Here is a 21,697-nt window from a genome sequence, read left to right as displayed (position 1 = left end):
AGTGACAACCACTCGGCCTACGCGCCCATTCCGGCGATTCCACGATGATCCGACCGATCTGGAAGCCGCGTACTTTCGCTGGACCACCTCCGACCCGCCCGCGTCGGCCATCACCGAGCGGGTCGAGCACATCGTCCGCACCCACCTGGAACTCGGCGCGGTCCGGCGCAGCGGCACCGCGCTGACCCGGGTGTATCGCGCGAACGGCGAGGACGGGCTCGGGCCGACGGTCCAGATCGTGAACGACGACATGCCGTTGCTGGTCGATTCGGTCACCGAGGCACTGCGGCAACTCGGCGCGACCGTGACCGAGGTGGCGCATCCGATCTTCGATGTCACCCGCGACGACAGCGGTCGGCTGCGGGCGATCGCCGCTCGGCGTGCCGACGGCGCGGCGACCAACGATGCGGGCACCGGGCCGTGGCTCGCGGAATCCTGGATTCACGTCCAGCTCGGCACGGCCGAGGACGAGCAGCTGGCCGACCGGATCGAGCGGGAACTGCCGAGGGTGCTCGCCGAGCTGCGGCAGGTCACCGACGACACCCCGGCCATGATGGCGACCCTGCGCTCGCTGGCCGATCCGCTCGACCCGGAGTATGCGGCCCTGCTCTCCTGGTTGGCCGACGGCAACTTCACGGTTCTCGGGTATCACGGATACCGTTTCCGCGCAGGCGCTTCGGTGGTGATCCCCGAGGTGCGACCGGTCGACGGCACCGGTCTCGGCGTCTTGCGCGAGCCCGGCGGCGACGAGGCCGAGCTCGCGACGTTCCGGCTCGATGGGCCGCCGGTGCGGATCGCCAACGGTTCGGTCGATTCCGCGCTCCCCGGATCGCGCGAGGTCTATCTGATCGGTGTCGCCGAATACGGCGCCGCCGTGCCGGGCCCCGATGGTGAGCCGGAGCGACCGATCGTGGGGGAGTACGTGTTTCTCGGCACCTTCACGGTGACCGGGCTGCACGAGAACGTGCTCGATATTCCGGTCATTTCCCGGCGGGTGCGCCAGGTGATCGACTGGGCGGGATATGAGCTGAATTCCTTTTCCGGCCAGGCGCTGTTGGAAATTCTGCAGTCCTACCCGCGTGCCGAATTGTTCACCGCCGATGCGCGTCGCCTTTTCGACACCGTTTCCGCCGTAACGAATCTCGGCGCCCGACGGCAGGTTCGCCTGTTCCTGCGGCCCGGTGCGCGTGGCACCACCCTCTACTGCCTGGTCTACCTGCCGCGCGACCGCTATTCGAGCGAGGTACGGCGGCGGATCCAGGACATCCTGCAGGCGGAGTTCGACGGTCAGCGCGTTGTTTATTCGGCGCGGGTCACCGAATCCGATTTGGCGATAGCGTATTTCACGGTGCATCGGCTGGCCGCGGGGCCGAGGGCCGACATTTCCGACGCGAACCGGCAGCGGGTCCAGGAGCTGATCTTCGCCGCGACCAGGACGTGGGTGGATCGCTTCGTCGCGGTGGCCGCCGCAACCGTCGAGCCCGCGGTGCTGCAAGACTACGCCGCCGCGTATCCCGCCGCCTATCAACAGGATCACGACCCGGCGCGGGCGCTCGCCGATCTGCGCAGGCTCGACCGGCTCGGCGACGACGACATCGACACCTACCTGTACCGGCAACCCGACGCACCGGCGGGGGAGTGGCGATTCGCCCTGTACGCCGGCGCGGGCATCTCGCTGAGCCGGGTGATGCCGATGCTGCAGAGCCTCGGCGTCGAGGTGATCGACGAGCGACCCTATGCCGTCGCGTTGCAGGCCGGAACACCGCGGTGGATCTACGATTTCGGCCTGCGCGTGCCGCAGGGACCCGCGCGGACCACACTGGCCAGACGGCCGTCCGCTGATCAGGCCGATGCCGACGAGTTCTCCGACAGCGTTGTGCACCAGCGCATCTCGGCGGCTGTCGGGGCGATGTGGCAGGACATGGTCGAGATCGACGGTCTCAACGAGCTGGTGCTGCGGGCCGGCCTTGCCTGGCGTCCGATCGCGGTGCTGCGCGCCTACGCGCAGTACTTGCAGCAGGCCGGCTTCGCCTACTCGTTCGGCAACATCACCAGGGTGCTGCTCGCCTATCCGAGGCTGGCGCGGATGTTCACCGAATTGTTCGATGCCCGTTTCGATCCCGACGGCGACACGGCCGCCGCCGCCGACCGGGCCGCGATGATCGCGGCCAGGCTGCGTGCCGAGATCGATGCGGTGGTCGGGTTGGACGCCGACCGGATCCTGCGGGCGCTGCTCGGACTGATCACCGCGACCTTGCGCACCAACTACTACCGCCGCGACGAGGCCGGAAATCCGCTGGAGTACCTGTCGTTCAAGCTCGACCCGGCCGCCATCGCCGAATTGCCCAAGCCGAGGCCGCGATTCGAGATCTTCGTGTGCTCGCCGCGGGTGGCAGGCGTGCACCTGCGCTTCGGCTCGGTGGCGCGCGGCGGGCTGCGCTGGTCGGACCGGTTGGAGGATTTCCGCACCGAGGTCTTGGGTTTGGTCAAGGCGCAGGCGGTCAAGAACGCGGTGATCGTGCCGGTCGGCGCGAAGGGCGGCTTCGTGGTCAAGCAGCCACCCGCGCCGACCGACGATCCGGTGGCGGACCGGGAGGCCGCACAGGCCGAGGGAATTGCCTGCTACCGCACCTTCATTCGCGGTCTGCTCGACCTCACCGACAACATCGAGCAGGGCACCGGCGAGGTGCTGGCGCCGGACCGGGTGGTGCGCCACGACGGTGACGACACCTATCTGGTCGTCGCCGCCGACAAGGGCACGGCGACCTTCTCCGATATCGCCAACGAAGTCGCCGGGGAGTACGGGTTCTGGCTCGGCGACGCCTTCGCCTCCGGCGGCTCGGTGGGCTACGACCACAAGGCGATGGGCATCACCGCCAGGGGCGCATGGGAGAGTGTGCGGCGGCATTTCGCCGAACAGGATCTCGACGTCGCGACCCAGGACTTCACCGTCGTCGGCGTCGGTGACATGTCCGGCGATGTCTTCGGCAACGCGATGCTGTTGTCCGAGCACATTCGCCTGATCGCCGCCTTCGACCACCGGCACATCTTCTTGGATCCGAATCCTGATGCGGCGCAGTCGTTCCTGGAACGCACCCGGATGTTCGCGCTGCCGCGTTCGTCGTGGGCCGACTACGACACCGCGCTGATCAGCGCGGGCGGTGGCGTGTACGACCGGTCCGCCAAGGCGATTCCGGTCACCCCCGAGGTCCGGGCCGCGCTCGGCCTCGGCGCGGCGGTGACCTCGCTCGCCCCGCCCGAGATGATCAAGGCGATCCTCCTCGCACCGGCCGACCTGCTCTGGAACGGCGGGATCGGCACCTACATCAAGTCGAGCGCGGAAACGCATGCCGACGTCGGCGACAAGTCCAATGACGCGGTGCGGGTCGACGCGAACCGGGTGCGGGTCAAGGCGATCGGCGAGGGCGGCAACCTGGGGATCACCGAGCTCGGCCGGATCGAGTTCTGCGCGGCGGGCGGGAAGTGCAACACCGACGCGGTGGACAACTCGGCGGGCGTCGACTGCTCCGACCACGAGGTCAACATCAAGGTCGTGCTCGATGCCGCGGTCTCGGGCGGCGAGCTCGCCGCCGAAGAGCGGGACGCCCTGCTCGGCGAGATGACCGAGGAGGTCGCCGAACTCGTGCTGCGCGACAACATCTCGCAGAACGTCCTGCTCGGGGTGGCACGGGCCAACGCCGCGCCCATGGTCGGCGTGTACGGCAGGCTGATCGCCGAGTTGGAGGCCCGCCGTGGCCTGGACAGGGAGCTGGAGGCGCTGCCCTCGGACGCGGAGTTGGCGCAGCGGGCGGCGCGCGGTCGCGGGCTCACCTCGCCGGAACTGTCGACGCTGCTCGCGCACGTCAAACTCACCCTCAAGGCCGACCTGCTGGCCGGCGAGCTGCTCGACAGCCCGGCCTTCGCGGGCAGACTGCTCTCGTATTTCCCGACGCCGCTGCGGCAACGCTTCCGCGCCACCATCGGCAAGCATCCGCTGCGCCGCGAGATCATCGCGACCATGGTGATCAACGACATGGTCGACAACGGCGGCATCACCTACGCCTTCCGCCTCGCCGAAGAGGTGGGCGCCAGCACCGATGACGCGGTGCGCGCCTTCGTGACCGCGTCCGAGATCTTCGACCTGCACTCGCTGTGGCATCGCATCCGCACGGGCCCCATGCCGACCTCGGTGCGCGACGAACTCGAGCTGGAGGCCAAGCGCACGCTCGACCGTGCCTCGCGCTGGCTGCTGGCGAATCGGCCGCAGCCCATCGCGATCGGCGCGGACATCGCGCGCTATCGGGCCGGTGTCCGCGAGCTGTCGGGCAAGGTGCCGTCGTGGTCGGCGCCCATCGCCCTCGACATGGTCCGGCGCTCGCACAGCGCCGTCGAGGGCGGCGCGCCGCGTGAGCTTGCCGAGGAGGTCTTCCTGCTGATCTATCGGTACCCGCTGCTCGACGTGCTCGATCTCGCCGACCTGGCCGACCGCGACCAAGCCGAGGTGATGGTCCTTTATTACGCACTCGACGAGCATCTGGCGATCGAGCCGTTGCTCACCGCGGTCAGCGATCTCGAGCGGGTCGATCGCTGGCAGACGCTGGCCAGGCTCGCCCTGCGCGACGATCTGTACAGCTCGTTGCGCGCGCTGACGCTCGACGTACTCGCGGTGTCGGACGCGAAGGAGAGCGCGGCGGAGAAGATCGCGTACTGGGAGTCGACCAATCGGGCCAGGCTCGCCCGCGCCCGCGCGTCACTGGAGCAGATCGTCTCGGTGGGCACGCACGATCTCGCGACGCTCTCGGTCGCGGCGCGGCAGGTGCGCGGCATGGCGAGCGGTGGCGAAGCCACGGTGGCCGCCGCGATGGTGGACTAGGACCGATACTGCGGCGGCAGGATCAGCCTGCCGCCGTTGGGGTTCCGCACGCGCCACAGAACTTCGCGGTGGCGGTCAATTCCGCGTCGCAGGTGCGGCACCGCGGTGTCGGGCTGGCGGCGAGTGGCGTGCCGCAGTGCATGCAGAACCGGGCGCCTGCCGGATTCGGGGTCCGGCAATCGGCGCAGATCGCCTGCGCGGCAACGGGTAACGCAGGGGCGGGCGGGTGGTTGTTTCCGGTGTGCTGCTGAATCGCGTTGAGGCCCAAGGCCGCACCGAGGAACCCGCCCTCGCCGCCGGTGCCGCCCCGTGCGAAGCCCTCGCTCGCGCCGAGTGCGAGCTCACCTGCCGCGTAGCGCTGGAAGTCGCCGGCCAGCCGGATGTAGGTGGTGTCCTTTGCCAGCCGTTTGAGCCGCTCGGCGTCTTCGGGGGCGAGCGTGATGTCGAAGTTGCCGAGCCGCGGAATGCGCAAGCCGTACTCGTACAGGGCGATGTTTGTCTGCCGCAGCACCGCGGACTCGATCGGCTCCAACTCGCCTGCGAGGCCGAGCACCGGCCAGTCGCCGCGGGAAATGCCTTGGGTGACTGCCACCTTCATCGACTTGAGGAGCAGGTCCGCCGACCAGTTCTCCACCACCGCTGGTGCGGCGAGATCGGTCGTGCCGACCAGGGCGGTGATGAGTTCGGCCGGGTCGCGCACCGACAGCGCGAACTCGCCGAAGACGCGCAGCGTCACCACCTGCTGGCTGACCGGATCGGTGATGTCGGCCAGCCGCCCACCGAATTTGATGCCGGTGGTCTCCCTGGTGGTGACGAAGTACAGCTCGGCACGGTAGAAGTTGCCGCCGGTCAGCCCGTCCACCAGCGCGCCGAGCACCGGGAGTTCGTTCGCGTCCACCCGGTGTCTGCCCGGTCCCATGGTGGCGATCACGTGGCCGGACTTGACGAACAGCGCGATCTCGTCGGCGTTGACCATGGCGCGGGAGTAGCGGCGGATGTTCACATCCGGCCATTTGTAGACCAGCTGGTTCTTGTTGCCGTCCGGGACGGCGATGAACTCTCTATCGAACCAAGCCATAGCAGCTCCATCTGCGCAGATACCCGTTGAGCGTACCGATATTCGGTGGCGCGCTCAACCGAGGTCGACCTGGCCTGGGGTTCTGTCATCCCACGCCTGGAAGATACCGTATTGAACGTACCGTCAAGTGACGGTACATTGAGTGTCGATATGATCGTCGTCACTGGAGAGGGCATCCCATGACCACCACTCGACCACCCGCGGAAGCATCCGCGCCCGCCTACGGGTTAAACGCCGAAGACGCGGGCTATCACAAGGCGCTACGCCCACGCCAGCTGCAGATGATTGCGATCGGTGGTGCGATCGGCACCGGGTTGTTCCTCGGTGCGGGCGGTCGGCTCGCGAACGCCGGGCCCGGCCTGTTCCTGGTGTACGCGGTCTGCGGTGTCTTCGTGTTCTTCGTCTTGCGTGCACTCGGCGAATTGGTCCTGCATCGCCCTTCTTCGGGTTCGTTCGTCTCCTATGCGCGCGAGTTCTACGGCGAAAAGCTCGCGTTCACTGTCGGCTGGATCTATTTCTTTCACTGGTGCATGACCGGCATTGTCGACATCACCGCCATTGCCACCTATATGCACTACTGGCACGCCTTCGAGGTATTGCCACAGTGGCTCATCGCCCTGGTGGCGCTCGCCTTGGTGGTCGGCCTGAATCTGATCTCGGTGCGCTGGTTCGGCGAATTGGAATTCTGGGCGGCCCTGATCAAGGTCGCCGCGTTGATCACCTTCCTCGTCGTCGGCACCATCTTCCTCGGCGGACGGTTCAACCTCGACGGACATGCGACCGGATTCAGCGTGATCTCCGGCAACGGCGGCTTGCTGCCAGCAGGCCTGCTGCCGCTGGTGCTCGTCACCACCGGCGTCGTCTTCGCCTATGCCGGAGTCGAATTGGTGGGCACCGCGGCCGGTGAGGCGGAGAACTGCGAAAAGATCATGCCGCGCGCGATCAACTCGGTCATCGCCCGGATCGCGTTGTTCTATGTCGGCTCGCTGGTCCTGCTCGCGCTGCTGCTGCCGTACACGGCCTTCAAGTCGGGGGAGAGCCCGTTCGTGACGTTCTTCGCCAAGCTCGGCATCGACAATGCCGGATCGGTGATGAACCTCGTCGTGCTCACCGCGGCGTTCTCCAGTCTGAACGCGGGCCTGTACTCCACCGGCCGGATCCTGCGCTCGATGTCGGTCAACGGCAGTGCCCCCGGTGTGGCGTCGCGGATGTCCAGCGGCGGTGTGCCTTACGTCGGCATTCTGTTGACCGGTGTCATTGCGCTGTTCGGCGTCGGGCTCAACGCACTGGTGCCCGAGCAGGCGTTCGAGATCGTGCTGAACATGACCGCGCTCGGCACCGTCGCGGCATGGGCGGTGATCATCCTCTGTCAGTTGCGGCTGTGGCAGCGGTCGCGGGCCGGGTTGATGAAGCGGCCGAAATTCCAGTTGTTCGGTGCGCCGTATACGGGTCTGGCCACCCTGGTGTTCCTGGCCGCGGTGGTCGTGCTGATGGCGACCAGCAGTGACCCGGTGCAGCGTGGCGCGGTGTTCGCCGTGCTGTTCGGCGCGGCTCCCGCGCTGGTCATCGGCTGGTTCCTCGCGCGGAAGCGGGTGCTGAACATTGCCACGCTGCGCGAGGGCTACACCGGACAGTTCCCGGTCGTTGCCGAGCGGCCCGAGCGAAAGGACAATCCCGTCGTCGTCCGCGTCGAGGAATCCGACGAGGACAACGAGACTCGCTGACCCGATCCGCGACGTGGCCGCCCCGGGTTCGGGGCGGCCACGTTTTACTGTCCGGACGATTTTCGTGCGCGCACCACCGCGAGGGCGCCGCCGCCGACCGCCACCGCGCCCGCGACGGCAAGCAGCCACCACCCGTAACCCGTCAGCAGCGCAATGACAATCACGGCCGTTGCGCCGACCGCGATGAGCAGCGTCCGTGTCGATATCGGATCCCGGGGCGCCATGGCGTGCGCGGTCGGCGTCTGGCCGGGCAAATCGGCGAAGAGCGCGGCCAATTCGGCCTTGGTGGTGACGGCGGCCGCGCGCGTGCTGCGTTCGTCGAACTCGACCAGGCTCAGCCGGCCTGCGACGAGATGCGCGGACAGTTCCCGCAACGCGCGCTCGCGCGCATCGGCGGTAATCCTGGATCCTGGCAATTCCACCATTACGGAAGAATATTCGCCTGCGGTAAGTGCTCGAAATAGTGGCTTTCCAGGAATGGGGAATATGCCTGTCGCTCAGCCGAACTCCCAACGGTGGGGAGATCCTATGCTCAATCGCAGGTGCGCAGAGAACGAGGAGTAGCGTGACCAGTGCAAGGGGAATCTACAGTTCGCTCACCGAACGGTGGGACTGGCAACTGCATGGGTCGTGCCGTGGTCTTGATTCATCGGTGTTCTTCTCGCCGGACGGCGAGCGGGGTTGGTCGAGGCACGCGCGGGTGCGTAGGGCCAAGTCCATCTGCAGCGTGTGCCCGGTCCGCGACGAGTGCCGCAGGTTCGCGCTGTCGGCCCGCGAGCCGTATGGGATCTGGGGCGGGATGTCGGAGGACGAGCGACGGCGCTACTGGGACCGGAACCGGCGCAGGCCGGCACCCGGCCAGGCCGCGCCCGCTTCGTAGCTTTGTTTGGCGATCCATAGTTAAATGTGCCGCTATTTAGTGGTACAGTACTCTGCAGTAGAGCAGGTTGATGCATGGCGTCCCGCTCTGCTTAGGTAGATCTGGCGACGGATCTACCGATGTGTCCCCGTCCCTCCTCCATCGATACTTTGATCTCGACGAGGAGGCAGAGGGGTTTGCCATGGGAAACGTGACACTGTGGATGCAGATGTCGCTCGACGGCTTTGCGGAAGGGCCCGACGAGGGAATCCACTGGCCAGTGGTCGACGAAGAGTTGTGTGGGTCGTTCTTGGATGAATTGCGCTCCGCGGACCTGTTCCTGTACGGGCGCAGGACCTACGAGATCATGGCGAACTTCTGGCCGACGGCGGACGCCGATCCCGCCATCTCGCCGTTCTACGTCGAATTCGCGCGGTGTTGGAAGTCGACGCCGAAGCTCGTCTTCTCCCGCACGTTGCGCACCGCGGGCTGGAATACCCGGGTGGTCGGCACGTCGCTGGTCGAGGAGATCACCGCGCTGCGGGAGCGGAGCGATCGCAACATGGTGCTGTTCGGCGGCGCCGAGACGGCGTCGACCTTCATGAAGCACCATCTGATCGACGAATACCGGCTGTTCGTGCATCCCCTGCTGCTCGGTGGCGGCGTTCCGCTGTTCCCGGCCACCGTCGACACGTCGGGCCTGCAGCTGGTGGACATCGCAACGTTCGACAGCGCGGTCGTCCAGATGCACTACCAGCAGGTTCCGGTGTCCTCCCGATGCATGCCGGCGGTCGCGTCCTAGTTCGTCATGCGGCGGCGGACGCCTGCTGCCGGGTGGTGTATACCCCCCGAACGACTTTCGTTGCCCGTTTTGTTGTGCTATGTCACAGTCGGCGGATACCCTGCATATGCAGGAGCATATGCACGTGCACGAGAGCCTGCCGAGAGGGAACGCTGATGCTGGAACTCGCTGGTACCGCGGTTGCCGCACGACCGCGCGAGGTGCCATTGGTCGAACAGCGAGCGGCGGCCCGACCTGATCACTTAACGACAGCGTCGAGTGGTTTCGTCGGACGCGCCGCGGAGCTGGACCAGATCGCGCGGTTGCTACTCGGCCCGGCCCGGCTGATCACGCTGATCGGTTCGGGCGGTATCGGCAAGACCAGGCTCGCCGCCGAAGCGCTCGGCGACTTCCAGCGCAATCATCGGGTCGTCGTGCACTGGGCGCGCCTGGCGCGCCTGCCGGGCGGCGCCGCGGTCACCGCGATCGCGGCGGAGGTCACCAGAGCGGTGCTCGGCTCCGCGACCGCGGAGTGGGAAGCTGCGGTGGCGGAGCTGAGTGCCGCGCGCGGCGAACGGCGCATCCTGCTGATGATGGACAACTGCGAGCATGTGATCGATGGCGCGGGCCGGGTCATCGCAGAGCTCCTCGAGACGGTGCCCGGGCTCACGATCGTCGCGACGAGTCGCGAACCGATCGAATGGGTCGACGAGCAGTTGCTGAGCGTGCCGCCGTTGACTCGGCAGGAAGCCGTCGAGTTGTTCTGCGAGCGTGCGGAATTCGCCGGTTCCCGGATCGGCGAACCTGATCAGCTCGCCACCGTGGCGCAGATCTGCGTTCGGGTGCACAACCATCCGTTGTTCGTCCGCCTGGCGGCCGCGCGGCTGTTGCGGCAGCCGTTGGCGGTGGTGCTGCGCGAACTGAGCGGCACCGACTCCGATCGGCGGATGGACTGGTCGCACGGGCCTCGGGTCGGCGCCGAAGCGCGGCACCAGCGGCTTCGCGACGTGATCGGCTGGTCCTATGACCTGTGTGCGTTGCCGGAACGTCTACTCCTCGAACGGATGTCGGTCTTCGCGGCCGATCTCGACCTGAATCCCGCCGAGGAATCCGACGGCCGCCGCGTCGGTCGCGGTGCCGATCTGGACGCCATCCTTGCGATCTGTGTCGATGAGGAGCCCGGGTCCGGCGCCGTTGGGCTTGCGCGCGACGAGATCGAAGGGCTGCTCACGCGTCTCGTGGATCGGTCCCTGGTTTCCCGGCGGATCACCAAAACCAGCGTGCGGTACTACCTGGTGGAAAGCGTCCGGTTGTTCGCGCGGCGCAGGCTGTGCGAGCGGGCGGACGGCGGGCCGAATGAGTTGGCGCGGTTGACGAAACGGCATCGCAGGTACTTCCGCGACATCGTGATCCGGGCGCGGGCCGATTGGGGCGGGCCCGCCGAGCGCGTGGCACGGGACGACTGGATGCGTCCGGCGTGGAACAACATCGTTGCGGCGCTCGAGCTCAGCGATACCGACACCGGCGAGCGCGCGGTCGCCGTCGACCTCGTCGCGGCAATGTTCCCGCTGCCCTTGGTCTTCCTCGGCGATTCGGTGGCCGAGCTGCGGGACCGGATCGAGCGGGTGCTCGCGATCGGCGACCCGACGCCGCCACGACCGGACCGGCCCGATATCCCGGCCAGGGCGATGGTCGCCTGGCTTGCGCTGTGCCAGGGCCACGTTCAGATCGCGGCGCCCCTGCTCGACGAGTGCTTCGCGGCATGCGGGCTTGCCACGGCCGAATGGCGGCGCAATCCCGAAACCGACGCCGGACTGCCCGCTCCCGCCGAATTCGCCTGGGGCATAGAGCTTGTGTTCGTGCGCCGCGACGCCCGTGCGGCGATCGTCTTCGCCAGGGCGCGCGACAAGTACCGGCGCGATGGCGATCGAGCAGGCGTGGTGGCGAGTGAACTGTCCAGACGGCTGGCCGCCGGTCTGCTCGGGTCGGTCGAACCGGGCCAGGAGCCGGGGGATTGCGGGCCCGAGCACGAGGGCGTGCGCGAGGGGATGGCCGTCGCCGATCTGATCGCCGCAGGTGCGTTGACCCGGCATCGAGATTCCGTGCGCGCGTTGACACTCGAGCGGCAGGCGTTGCAGCGACTGGTGGCGACCGGTGATCGCTGGGGCGCGTTGTGGGCGGTGCAATCGCGGGTGTGGTCGCTGGCGCGCAAGGTCGAGAGTTCGGCGCGCACCGCAGGCAGCGGCAGGCGCGATGTGGTCGAGGTGGCCATCGAAGCCGCCCGGCTCATCGGCGGCGCCAACACGTTGCGCGCGCGGCTCGGTATCGACATTTCGGGCCTCGGCCCCTATGCCGATCGGCACCAGAGGGCGATCGAGATATTGACCGATTTCCTTGGGCACGAAGCATATACCCGCGCCGAGCAACAGGGCGCGCTGCTCGGCGCGGAGTCCGACGAACTACCGCGCTTCGCGCTCGGCACGTTGGCGATCGACGACCTGCCGCCGGAACATCCCACCCGCCAGCATGTTCCGTCGTATTGGGACGATTTGACGCTCGCGGAGGAACAAGTCGCGGTGCTGGCAGCGGCGGGCTGGACGAATACCGCGATCGCGACCCGGCGCGGAAGTTCGTTCAAAACCGTCAACGCCCAGATGGTTTCGGTATTCCAGAAGCTGAATATCACCTCGCGCGGCGAGATTATCGGACTGGTGCCCGACGACAAGGTCGATCAGGTGCGCGCCGAATCCGTGCAGCGACCTCGTCGCCGGGCACGGGCGCAGCGCGTGTCGTGACGCCATGGCCGTCGTCGGCGTACCGGCAGTCCCGTCGCTGGGAACAGCATTAGCCGTTCCCGACCGATACGATTTTCGGAGTCACTCGAAATACCTTGGGCGACATAAGATTCGAGATCGAGAGGCAGCAAATATGGCGGAGGAAACGCACTCGGTCGACGACGACACGCACGCCGATATTCCGCTCGGTCAGCCGACCGCTGCGCGCATGTACGACGAGGCGCTCGGCGGAAAGGATCATTTCGAGGTCGACCGCGCGGCGAATGCGCGGCTGTACCAACTGATCGGTGAATCCAGGGTGCGTTCGACGGCCATGGAGAACCGGCGCTTTCTGGGGCGGGTGGTGGAGTATCTGTCGAAAGAACGCGGTATCCGCCAATTTCTGGATGTCGGCTCCGGCTTGCCGACCGTGCGCAATACGCACGAGATCGCGCTGGAAGCCAACCCCGATGCCAGAGTCGTCTACGCCGACATCGATCCGATTGTGGCCGCGCACGGTCAAGCCTTGCTCCGCAGCGGCACAACTCGGGTGATCACCGCGGATATGCGAGATCCCACCTCGATACTCGGCCATCCGACAACGCTGGAGATGATCGACTTCGACGAGCCGGTCGCCGTGCTGTTCATTGCGGTATTTCATTTCGTGACCGCCGCGGACGACCCGGCGGGGATCGTGGCGGCCTTCCGGGACAAGCAGGCGCCAGGATCATGCATCGCCCTTTCCCATCTCACCACCGACGGCATGTCCAGCGAGGAGCAGAACGGATGGCAGGCCGGGTTCGCGGGCGCGACGGTGCCGTTGGTGCTGCGTGATCAGGGTGCGATCCGGAGTTTGTTCGAGGGGTACGACCTGGTAGAGCCCGGTCTGGTCCGGCCGTGGCAATGGCGGCCCGGCGCACTCGATTCACCAAGGACCGCGTCACTTTTCGGTGCGGTCGGCGTCAAGCAACCGAGCGTGTAAGCGTAATGACGCGGCGGGTACGCCGATATCGTTGGCGCAACGGTCCGAGCACGCCGCGCGGTGCTCGGCCTGGTGTGAGTGGACGAAGGGACAGTGACGTGACCGAAATCCCGGACATTCCGGTGATCGGGATGGCCAGTGGCGGGCCAACCATATTACGGATGGTGCTCGGTGCACGCCTGCGAAGATTGCGCGAAGCCAGTGGTGTGAGCAGAGAGGACGCCGGAGCCGCCATCCGGGCGTCCGATTCGAAAATCAGCAGGCTCGAGCTCGGCCGGGTGCCTTTCCGGGAACGTGATCTGGAGGATCTACTCACCCTCTACCGTTTCACCGATCGCGCCGAGCGCGAAGAATTCTTGGCCTTGGCAAGGCAGGCGAACGCCTCGGGCTGGTGGCAGCGCGACAGTGATTGGCTGCCGCGCTGGCTGGGTACCTTTGTCGGGCTCGAACAGGCCGCCCAATTGATTCGTGGCTACGAGCCGCGATTCGTGCCTGGGCTCTTGCAGACTCCGGAGTACGCGCGTGCGGTGCTGCGCTTTCTGCACCCCGATGAACCGGACGAGATGATCGAGCGCAGGGCCACATTGCGCCTACGCAGGCAAGAGATTCTCGATCGGCGGCAGCCACCTTCGGTGTGGTACGTCGTCACGGAGTCGGCATTGCGATTCCCATTCGGCGACACCGAGATCTGGCAGGCACAACTGGAATGCCTCGTTGACGCTGTCGCGGAATCGAATGTCACGATCCAGATATTGCCGGACGACGCGGGCGGGTCCGCCATTGCCGGTGGACCGTTCACGGTTTTGCGTTTCGTGGAACCGGAGGTGACGGACGTGGTCTTCGTGCCACAGCTCACCAACGGCGCGTTGCTGGACAAGCGCGCGGATCTCGACGCGTATCTCGCGGTGGCGAGCCGCTTGTCGGTGGCGGCCGCCTCGCATGAGCGGACCCCGCTGATGCTGTCGGACTATCTGGCCAAGAGCTGACGTCGGCCGTACGCACGACCAATTGCCTGCCGCGCTGCTTGTCGTCCTGTCCGTGGTCTGACGCTGTCGCTCGATCGGCAGCAACGTGGTTCAAGCGGTGCACCGTCCACTGGTTGCGCCGTTACCTAACGTGTCGTTAAATAGCGGTACAATAGGTTGGTGTGACGCAGAGAGGAATCGGGTTGTCGGCTCCAGGAACCCGATCCGGGCGAGTGGGCCGCAGGCTCGTGGCGGGTATCGGGCTCGGCGCGGTGATCGCGCTGGTGATCACGGTGGCGATGATCGTCGTCGACCATGGTTCGGCGGCGCCGGTGGCGAACGCGGTGTGCCCGGGGGACGCGCGGTCCGCCTCGGCGGAGTGGGCGCCGACCCATACCGACATCGATGCGCCGAATGACCGGCATCCGTTCGCAGGCAACGGATATCTCGGACTGCGCGTCCCGCCGCGCGGAATGGGCTATGCGGCCAACGGCGACAAGAACGGGCGGCCGCAGTACGACGGCGCGTTCGTCGCCGGACTGTTCGCCGTGTCGCCCTCGGCCGACGAGGGGCGTGAAGTCATTGCGGCCCTTCCCAATTGGTCGACGCTCACGGTCGATGTCGGCGGCGAGCAGTACGACGCGAGCACCGCGGCCACCCGGATCTCGAACTTCGCTCAGACGGTGCACCTGCGCTGCGGGCTGGTGCGCACCACCCTCACCTGGACCGCGGCGAACGGCAAGGCCACCGACCTGGTCTACGAGGTGCTCGCTGATCGGTCCGACCAGCACGCGGGTGCAGTCCATCTCACCCTGGTGCCGCACTGGTCCGGCGACATCACCGTCACCGACGTGCTCGACGGCGCAGGCGCCCGCCGGATCACCCGCACCGGCACCGACGCGCCCGGCGACGACAGTGTCCGCGTCGAGTTCCGCACCGAGGGCACCGCGGTCGCCGGGTCCGTCGCGTCGGTGTTGCGCACCGACACCTCGGCGACGGTGCGCAGCGCACCGGGTCGTGATCTCACCGTCGCGCAGGCCGCTCGATTCCCGGTGGTCGCCGGAAACACCTACGAGGTCACCAAATTCGTCGGCGTCGACACCGCGCTGACGGCAGCGGATCCGGCCGAATCCGCATTCGCCGCCGCCTGGCGGGCGGCGTTCAAAGGATGGCCCCGGCTACTCGCGAGCACCGCGGCCGCCTGGCGTGACCTGTGGGCGGGCGATATCGAGCTGCCCGGCCGCGCCGATCTGCAGCGTTCGGCGCGCGCCGCGCTGTACTCGCTGTACGCCAATACCGCTGCGCGACAAGACAACAGCATCTCGCCGGTCGGTCTCGGCAGCGATGAGTACGCGGGTCAGATCCGTGGTGAGGCCGAGCGCTCGATGCTGCCTGCGTTGCTGCAGTTCGTGCCGGAGTCGGCGAGATCGCTATTGGAATACCGTTTTCGGACGTTACCTGCGGCCAAGGCGAATGCGCGGCGACTCGGGCTTCGCGGCGCGCTCTACCCGTTGACCAGCGGCAGTCGCGGCGATCTCGACGAGTGCCGCGGCTGGGCGCCGCCGCGGTGTCTTACCCAGATTCATCTGCAAGGCGACATCTCGCTGGCCGTCTGGCGGTACTACCTGGCGACCGGCGACAAACATCAGCTGCGGACCAGGGGCTGGCCGATCATGCAGAGCATCGCGGAGTTCTTCGCGTCGCGGGTCACACCGAATCCCGACGGCAGTTTCTCGCTGGAGAATGTCGCAGGACCTGACGAGAACAGCAACGGTGTCAACGACGGCGTGTACACGAATGCGGTTGCGGCACTGGCTTTGCGCAATGCCGCGCAGGCCGCCGAAGCGCTGGGGGAGCGGTTTCCCGCCGAGTGGCGCACGATCGCCGACCACGTGCGGATGCCCTTCGACCCCGCAGGGAACGTCTTCCCGCAGTACGACGGCTATGCAGGTGCTCCGATCGAGCAGGCGGACGCGGTCCTGCTCGTCTACCCGCTGGAATGGCCTATACCTCAGGATGTTTCGGCCGATCTGCGGCAATACTATGCGGCGCGAACCGATCCGGACGGCCCGGCGACGACCGATGGGATGCATGCCGTCGCCGCCGCGGCGGTCGGGGCGCCCGGTTGTGTGACGGCTGCATTTCTCGAGCGCGCGGTCCGCCCGCTCGCGCGAGCGCCGTATGGGCGGCCCGCCGCGGCGGGTGCGTTCGTGCAGGCCGTCACCAACGGATTACTCGGTCTGCGGTGGCGGGCCGACGAGGTCGAGCTCGACCCGGTCCTGCCTGCCGAACTCGGCACCGCACCGCATCTGCGCGGTATGCAATGGCATGGGCGGACTTTCGACGCAGAGCTCGGCCAGGACAGCACCACGATCACGCTGAAAACCGGTGCGCCGATGCGGGTTCGGACACCGGCGGGAGTGCAAGAGGTCGGCAAGGGCAGCACGCTGACGGTTCCGACACGCCGCCCTGATCGCACCGGCAATCTCGCGCGCTGCAAGCAGGTTTCGTCCAGTTCGGATGAGGCAGGCAGCTACGCGGGAGCGGCCATCGACGGCAGCGCCGCAACGAGCTGGGCGCCGGACGGGCCGCAAGGCAACCTCACCGTCGATCTCGGCGGGCCCACCCGCATCGGTCGAGTGCTGCCGCACTGGGCCTCCGCTGCGCCGATCACGTCCACCGTGCAGATATCGGGGGACAACCGCACCTGGACAACGGTTCTCGTGGACAAAGTGACCGGAGCGTTGCCGACGCCGACAGTCACCCGCTATGTCCAGCTCGACGTCACGGCGACGGACCCGACGACCCGGCCCGCGGTGCGGGAACTGGAGATAGGCGGTGAGCAATGAGCCGTGCGCTACGGCACGCTCGCGGTCGCGGGCGCGATCACCCTGGCTTCGGTCCCCGCTGGAGGACCCGGGATCGTGTCGACCTGCGTCGGGGGACTGGGAATCACGTCGACCTGAGTCGAGGGATTCTGAGCCGTGTCGAGCGGTGCCGGGGAGCTCGGCAGGTCGACCGTGCCCTGTGCGTCGGCGGTCAGCACTTCCTCGTACATGCCCAGCATCGACTGGATGGTCGGGGTCTGCGACTCCTCCGGCAGCCTGGCGAGATGATTGAGGATGTCGCCTGCGCGCAGGTACATGTGGTCGAGCGGATCGAGGTAGCGGTCGTCGGCCCACCAGAGTTGCGCCCGCGAATAGCGGCGCAGGAGTACGACGTCGACCCGAGGCTGACCATCGGCGCGGACCCGACCGCCGGGGGTGTGTAACCAGTGCAACTCGACGAGCAGCAGTTCGGGCAGCAGCACCTTGCTCATGATCAGGTCGGGGTCGGCGGGCCGCTGGCGTTCGTGGTCGTCGATGATCGCGAGCGCGTGTGCGATCCCGGCCAATTCCTCGGTGGTGGCGCTGGACATCCACGGCCGCAGCCCGAGGTCCCAAGCGCGCCTTTGCAGGTCGGCGATAGTCGGCAGCGCGAAAGCGGCGCCGGGCAGGAAGCGCCGCTGACGGCGGTACACCACGCGGGCGATGTCGATCAGGATCGACCACCAGAAGGCGAAGTTCAGCTCCGCCTGGTCGGCGGGGTGCACCTTGGCGTGCCCGGCGGGCAGCGGCATCGTCTTCGCCCGTTCCCCCGCCGCGACCAGCGTGTCGAAGTCGATCCGAATACCGTTGTCGCGCAGGAAGGCCAGCGACCACCACAGGATGTGCGGCTGCAGCCATTGCCTGCCCTGCGAGCCCGCGTAGGAGTTGCGGAAGTATCGGACGAGACGCTGCTCGGTGCTCAACTCGTCACCGTTGAGCTGGACGCTGCGAGACATGGGCAGCGGCAAGCCCTTGTCGGCGTCAGCGGCAGTGGAGAAGGCCGCTGCTGGGTCCGGCGTCGCGAGCTTCCCAGCGGGAAAGGCGCGGTAGAGCGATATCGCCGACACCACTGCCCAGGTGCCTTCGAGCAGCAGGAAGCCATAATCCCGACCGATGTAGGCGAGCGCGGCAAGCATGGTGCCGCCGACGGCGTTCACCGTCAGATACGAAGCAGAACTGTCTTTCACTGCGCCGGCCTGAGCGGCGATGAATCCGGATAACAGGAGTAGTGCGCCGAGAACTTGCAGGACTTGACTCATCGGGGCCTCGTGTGTCGCTCGCCGCCGCACCGGGTGCACCAGCTCGGTAACGCAAAGCTCGGTCGATCCGAAACTCTCGATAACGAATGCTGTTGGGGCGTCGGTCAATGTGTGTCCAAGATCGCCGTTATCGTGCAACTCTCGGGTCGCACTACGCATCAGGAGACACGGGGCATACGCATCGGTTTCTACTTAGGCAGAGTCGTGCCCGGCGTCGTCGGCGGTGATCACCTCGCGATGGGAATCCGATCGGTGACGTACATGATGTGGCCCTCGGCGTCATACGCAGGGTTCTCCCGCGTCGGTGTGAACTGTTGATCCACGGTGCGCTGAAGTATGCGCATCGGACTGCCGTCCTGGACGATCGAGTTATTCGCGCCGATCCAGCTCTTCGACTGCGGTTCGTAGACGGCGAAATCGAAATTCGGGTTTCCGCCAGGCTTGGCCAGTTGCCGATCCCCTGTCATATCGAGCTGCCAGGTCTCGGCGTTCGGTGTGAATGCCCACGGGTTGGGGATCGGTGTGCCGACGAGTCCTTCGCGGTCGGTTATCTCGTCCTGTCCGGTCCAGAATCTGTGGTGAACCGTCACGACGCTCCACTGGTCGGGGGGACTGTTGGGTAGATCGAGGCGGAGGCTTGGTATCTGTGACAGTGTTCTGTCGTCGCGCATCATGCGCTCAGCCACATCGGCATCGGTAGCATTCCGGAATATGTGCATCAACCTTTCCTCGTATAGGGAAACTCTTTTGAAAGTATTCCAGTTGCCCTCTTTCCTGACCTCGACACGATAATCGAGCAATTGTTCCCGGAATTGCCCAGGCATCCGTGCCAACACCCCCTCTGCTATTTTTTCGGCCCCCTTCAGGATCTCGTCGGCACCCTTGAGAACGTCGCGCGTAAACGCGGTCTGCTGTAGCCGGTGGTCTTCTTCGGCAACGGTCCGAAGTTTTCGCAGCCGCCGAATCATGGCGGTTGACTGATCGCCGTGCAACAGCGTGTTTTCGACAAGGGCCAGTACCCGGTGCGCGTGCGGATCGGCGAATACGTTGTGCTGCGGTATCATCTCGCCGTTGGTCAAACCGAGGTAATGTGCGACGACTCCGACGCAGCCGCCGCGCGTGATGGTGTCCACATCCTCGAAAGTCAGCTCGCGACCTGTTCTTTGCTCGAATCGGTGTAGGTACTCTCGGACCGTCCATACGCGTGGTGGCGCCAACCCGCGCGGCGTCGTTGTGGCGTGTTCGAACGGTGGCACGGGGGCGTCGGCCGGAGTGTCGTCGGCATGCTCGAGCCGCCGCCGATCTTGTGTTGTGAACGTGCGGCTAGCCGTCTTGGCGTTGTCGACGGTTTCCTGATAGCGGGGGCGGATTCCCGAGCCGGTGATCTGTGCGAAACGGTCGCCGATGCGCTGGGTGATCCGAACGAGCTTTTCTATGGCTTGGCTGAACAACCATCCTCACCCGGTAGTCCGCGGCCCCCTCGAGTGCAGCACATGCTACTGCCGCTTGCCGCGCCGGGCGTGCTCGTCTTCTCGGCAGTGGGAGGGTCACGACGCCAATCGGGTTGAGTGCTCGAAATACTCGTCGGTTGGGGTAATCCGGCGGGGTTCGGTCACTGCCGAACCCCGCCGGGTATCGGGTCATGGCACGAGGACCGCAGCGCCGGTGAACCGGCCACCCTTGAGATCACGCAACGCCTTGTCCGCCTCGTCGAGGGAGTACTTGTTGGCCGTCACGCGCAGTGGATTCGCGGCGACGTAGTCCATGAATTCCCGTGCGTCGTCGAGGGTATTGGCGGTGACGCTGCGAATCTGCTTCTCCCAGAACAGGTCGCGGTGATAGTCCATCGCCGGGATGTCGGGCAGGTAGATGGTGGGCAGCACCAGGATCCCGCCGGGGACCAGCGCCTGCAGCGCGGGCAACATGAGATCGCCGACCGGCGGGAACAACAGGGCCGCGTCCAACGGCTCAGGCGGCGGATCGGCAACGCCCTGCGCCGAGCTGGCGCCGAGCTCGATCGCCAACTCCATGGCATCGGTCCTGCGCGTCATCACGTGCACCCGCGCGCCACGGGCCAGCGCCAGTTGCGCGGCGATATGGCCGCTGCCTCCGAAGCCGTATATACCGACGACACCGCCCTCGGGCAGGTCGGCGAGATTGAGTGCCCGGTAGGCGCTCACCCCGGCGCACAGCAGCGGCGCCGCTTCGAGATCGGAGTACTGCTCCGGTAGCGCGACGGCGAAATCCTCGGGCACTGTGGCGAATTCGGCGAACCCGCCGTCACTGTCCCAGCCGGTGTACTCGGATTCCTGACACAGATTTTCCGCGCCGGTGATACAGAACCGGCAGGTGCGGCAGGTGCGGCGCAACCACGAGATCCCGACCCGGCTGCCGATCGGTGTGCTGGTGGCCGACCCGCCCGCCACGACCTCGCCGATCACCTCGTGTCCTGGAATGACGTGCTCGCGGTGCACTGGCAGATCGCCCATGGTGACATGCAGATCGGTGCGGCACACGCCGCACGCGAGCACCCGGACCAGCAACTCGTCGATTTCCGGCTCGGGGACCGGCGCGGAACCAGGCGCCACCGGATTACTGGCGAGCGGCCCCGGCTCGGTGACCCGCCAGACCCGCATCGTCGTTGGTGTGCCGGGCATTCGCGGCCCGGATAGGTTCAGCTCATTCGAGGTGCTGACGTTGCCCATCGGAATCCATTTCTGTGCGATCTGGCGTGACTCTTAGGTGGGCACGCTAGGCGCATAGGTAGGTTCGTCGAATCAGTGTCAGCGGCGGTCTCGGCGATAGATCATCTATCGGAAGATTGCCTTTCTCAATGCTGGGAAGCAGGTCTCGACATGGCACGTATCCTGGGTTTGTCTCTGTTCAGGACCTCGACAACCTCCGGATATCATTGGCGATTCCTCATTTTGACTTTCCGGGGGCAATTCGAGTTTCGGCGAATGGCGATGGGCTGCGGTATTTTGCCGTTGTCATATATCGGCGGTGCATATTATGGAGAATTCGCACATGGTGTTTCCGCGACGGAACCGTCGGCTCGTCGTGGAGGGCGCGAGTGCTGGTCGGATCGAACCGTTGCTGTCCGCGGAGGAGTTACTCGACGCCATCCGCGGCTCACTCGACAACAATCATCCGCTCGCGCGCTTGGCATTTCGGCTCGCCGACCTGCACCGTCGTGACGAGAGCGCGCACGGTGCGGCCGCGCACCGCGGCGCACACGCCGATCTCGTGCACGACATCGATGTGTGGATCGAACGCATCGTGCCGCAGCATCGTCGCGGCGGCACTGTGCACACCGAAACATTGGGCTCGGTCATCGATCGTATGGCGGCCGCGCAGGTTCGCGCGGACGCCGTGCTGACGGGAAACCCGAACGCGAGCGCACCCGAGGTGCACGCGGCGTGGTATCGCCTCGCCGAACTCGTCGACGGTTACAACGATCTGGTGACCGCGGTGGTCGCCGGGCACCGGCGGCTACCGGTGCCCCATCGGATGAGCGGTGACCTAGCCGGGTGAC

14 protein-coding genes are annotated in these 21,697 nt (G+C 66.5%); 9 read left to right on the top strand and 5 right to left on the bottom strand.

Annotated elements, in window-relative coordinates; all coding sequences use genetic code 11:
* The first annotated feature begins 1 nt into the window (after position 1).
* Positions 2-4,873 (top strand): NAD-glutamate dehydrogenase, encoded by a 4,872-nt coding sequence (locus ACGFNJ_RS14460; protein ID WP_393447262.1) that lies wholly within the window; start codon positions 2-4, stop codon positions 4,871-4,873.
* Positions 4,874-4,895: 22 nt separating this feature from the next.
* Here the strand turns inward: ACGFNJ_RS14460 and ACGFNJ_RS14455 are convergent, their stop codons facing one another.
* Positions 4,896-5,951, bottom strand: a complete 1,056-nt coding sequence (locus ACGFNJ_RS14455; protein WP_393447260.1) for an SPFH domain-containing protein — start codon at positions 5,949-5,951, stop codon at positions 4,896-4,898.
* Between the two features lie 179 nt (positions 5,952-6,130).
* On the opposite strand from ACGFNJ_RS14455, the gene ACGFNJ_RS14450 reads away from it, so the two are divergent.
* Positions 6,131-7,675 carry an amino acid permease gene (locus ACGFNJ_RS14450; protein WP_393447258.1) on the top strand — a complete coding sequence of 515 codons (1,545 nt, stop codon included), beginning with the start codon at positions 6,131-6,133 and terminating at the stop codon, positions 7,673-7,675.
* A 44-nt stretch (positions 7,676-7,719) separates the two neighbouring features.
* Here ACGFNJ_RS14450 and ACGFNJ_RS14445 read toward each other — a convergent pair whose 3' ends face one another.
* Positions 7,720-8,100, bottom strand: coding sequence for a DUF1707 domain-containing protein (locus ACGFNJ_RS14445; RefSeq protein ID WP_393447256.1), 381 nt, complete (start codon positions 8,098-8,100; stop codon positions 7,720-7,722).
* 140 nt (positions 8,101-8,240) lie between these two features.
* On the opposite strand from ACGFNJ_RS14445, the gene ACGFNJ_RS14440 reads away from it, so the two are divergent.
* The 6 genes from ACGFNJ_RS14440 to ACGFNJ_RS14415 all read left to right on the top strand — a co-directional run bounded on the left by ACGFNJ_RS14440 (position 8,241) and on the right by ACGFNJ_RS14415 (position 16,885).
* The gene (locus ACGFNJ_RS14440) at positions 8,241-8,555 is read left to right on the top strand and encodes a WhiB family transcriptional regulator (protein WP_393447254.1); all 315 of its coding nucleotides are present in this window, start codon (positions 8,241-8,243) and stop codon (positions 8,553-8,555) included.
* Between the two features lie 181 nt (positions 8,556-8,736).
* Positions 8,737-9,336: a dihydrofolate reductase family protein gene (locus tag ACGFNJ_RS14435; protein ID WP_393447252.1), complete on the top strand. Its 600-nt coding sequence runs from the start codon at positions 8,737-8,739 to the stop codon at positions 9,334-9,336.
* Positions 9,337-9,491: 155 nt separating this feature from the next.
* Complete coding sequence (locus tag ACGFNJ_RS14430) at positions 9,492-12,110, top strand: LuxR C-terminal-related transcriptional regulator (RefSeq protein WP_393447250.1); 2,619 nt, start codon at positions 9,492-9,494, stop codon at positions 12,108-12,110.
* Positions 12,111-12,243: 133 nt separating this feature from the next.
* Entirely contained in the window at positions 12,244-13,071 is an 828-nt protein-coding gene (locus tag ACGFNJ_RS14425) for an SAM-dependent methyltransferase (protein ID WP_393447248.1), read from the top strand.
* 98 nt (positions 13,072-13,169) lie between these two features.
* Positions 13,170-14,057 (top strand): helix-turn-helix domain-containing protein, encoded by an 888-nt coding sequence (locus tag ACGFNJ_RS14420; RefSeq protein ID WP_393447246.1) that lies wholly within the window; start codon positions 13,170-13,172, stop codon positions 14,055-14,057.
* A gap of 161 nt (positions 14,058-14,218) precedes the next feature.
* The gene (locus ACGFNJ_RS14415) at positions 14,219-16,885 is read left to right on the top strand and encodes a discoidin domain-containing protein (RefSeq protein ID WP_393447244.1); all 2,667 of its coding nucleotides are present in this window, start codon (positions 14,219-14,221) and stop codon (positions 16,883-16,885) included.
* An 8-nt stretch (positions 16,886-16,893) separates the two neighbouring features.
* Here the strand turns inward: ACGFNJ_RS14415 and ACGFNJ_RS14410 are convergent, their stop codons facing one another.
* From ACGFNJ_RS14410 to ACGFNJ_RS14400, 3 genes are all read right to left on the bottom strand, one after another.
* Entirely contained in the window at positions 16,894-18,162 is a 1,269-nt protein-coding gene (locus ACGFNJ_RS14410; RefSeq protein ID WP_393447242.1) for a hypothetical protein, read from the bottom strand.
* A gap of 227 nt (positions 18,163-18,389) precedes the next feature.
* Positions 18,390-19,613 (bottom strand): hypothetical protein, encoded by a 1,224-nt coding sequence (locus tag ACGFNJ_RS14405; RefSeq protein WP_393447240.1) that lies wholly within the window; start codon positions 19,611-19,613, stop codon positions 18,390-18,392.
* Positions 19,614-19,802: 189 nt separating this feature from the next.
* Complete coding sequence (locus tag ACGFNJ_RS14400) at positions 19,803-20,798, bottom strand: zinc-binding alcohol dehydrogenase family protein (RefSeq protein WP_393447846.1); 996 nt, start codon at positions 20,796-20,798, stop codon at positions 19,803-19,805.
* 391 nt (positions 20,799-21,189) lie between these two features.
* On the opposite strand from ACGFNJ_RS14400, the gene ACGFNJ_RS14395 reads away from it, so the two are divergent.
* Positions 21,190-21,696 (top strand): DUF4254 domain-containing protein, encoded by a 507-nt coding sequence (locus tag ACGFNJ_RS14395; RefSeq protein ID WP_393447238.1) that lies wholly within the window; start codon positions 21,190-21,192, stop codon positions 21,694-21,696.
* The last annotated feature ends 1 nt before the right edge of the window (position 21,697 follow it).

This window comes from Nocardia sp. NPDC049149, assembly GCF_043197455.1.
Taxonomy (GTDB): domain Bacteria; phylum Actinomycetota; class Actinomycetes; order Mycobacteriales; family Mycobacteriaceae; genus Nocardia.
Note: the sequence above shows the minus strand (reverse complement) of the source record. Positions and strands in the feature narration are given on the sequence as shown.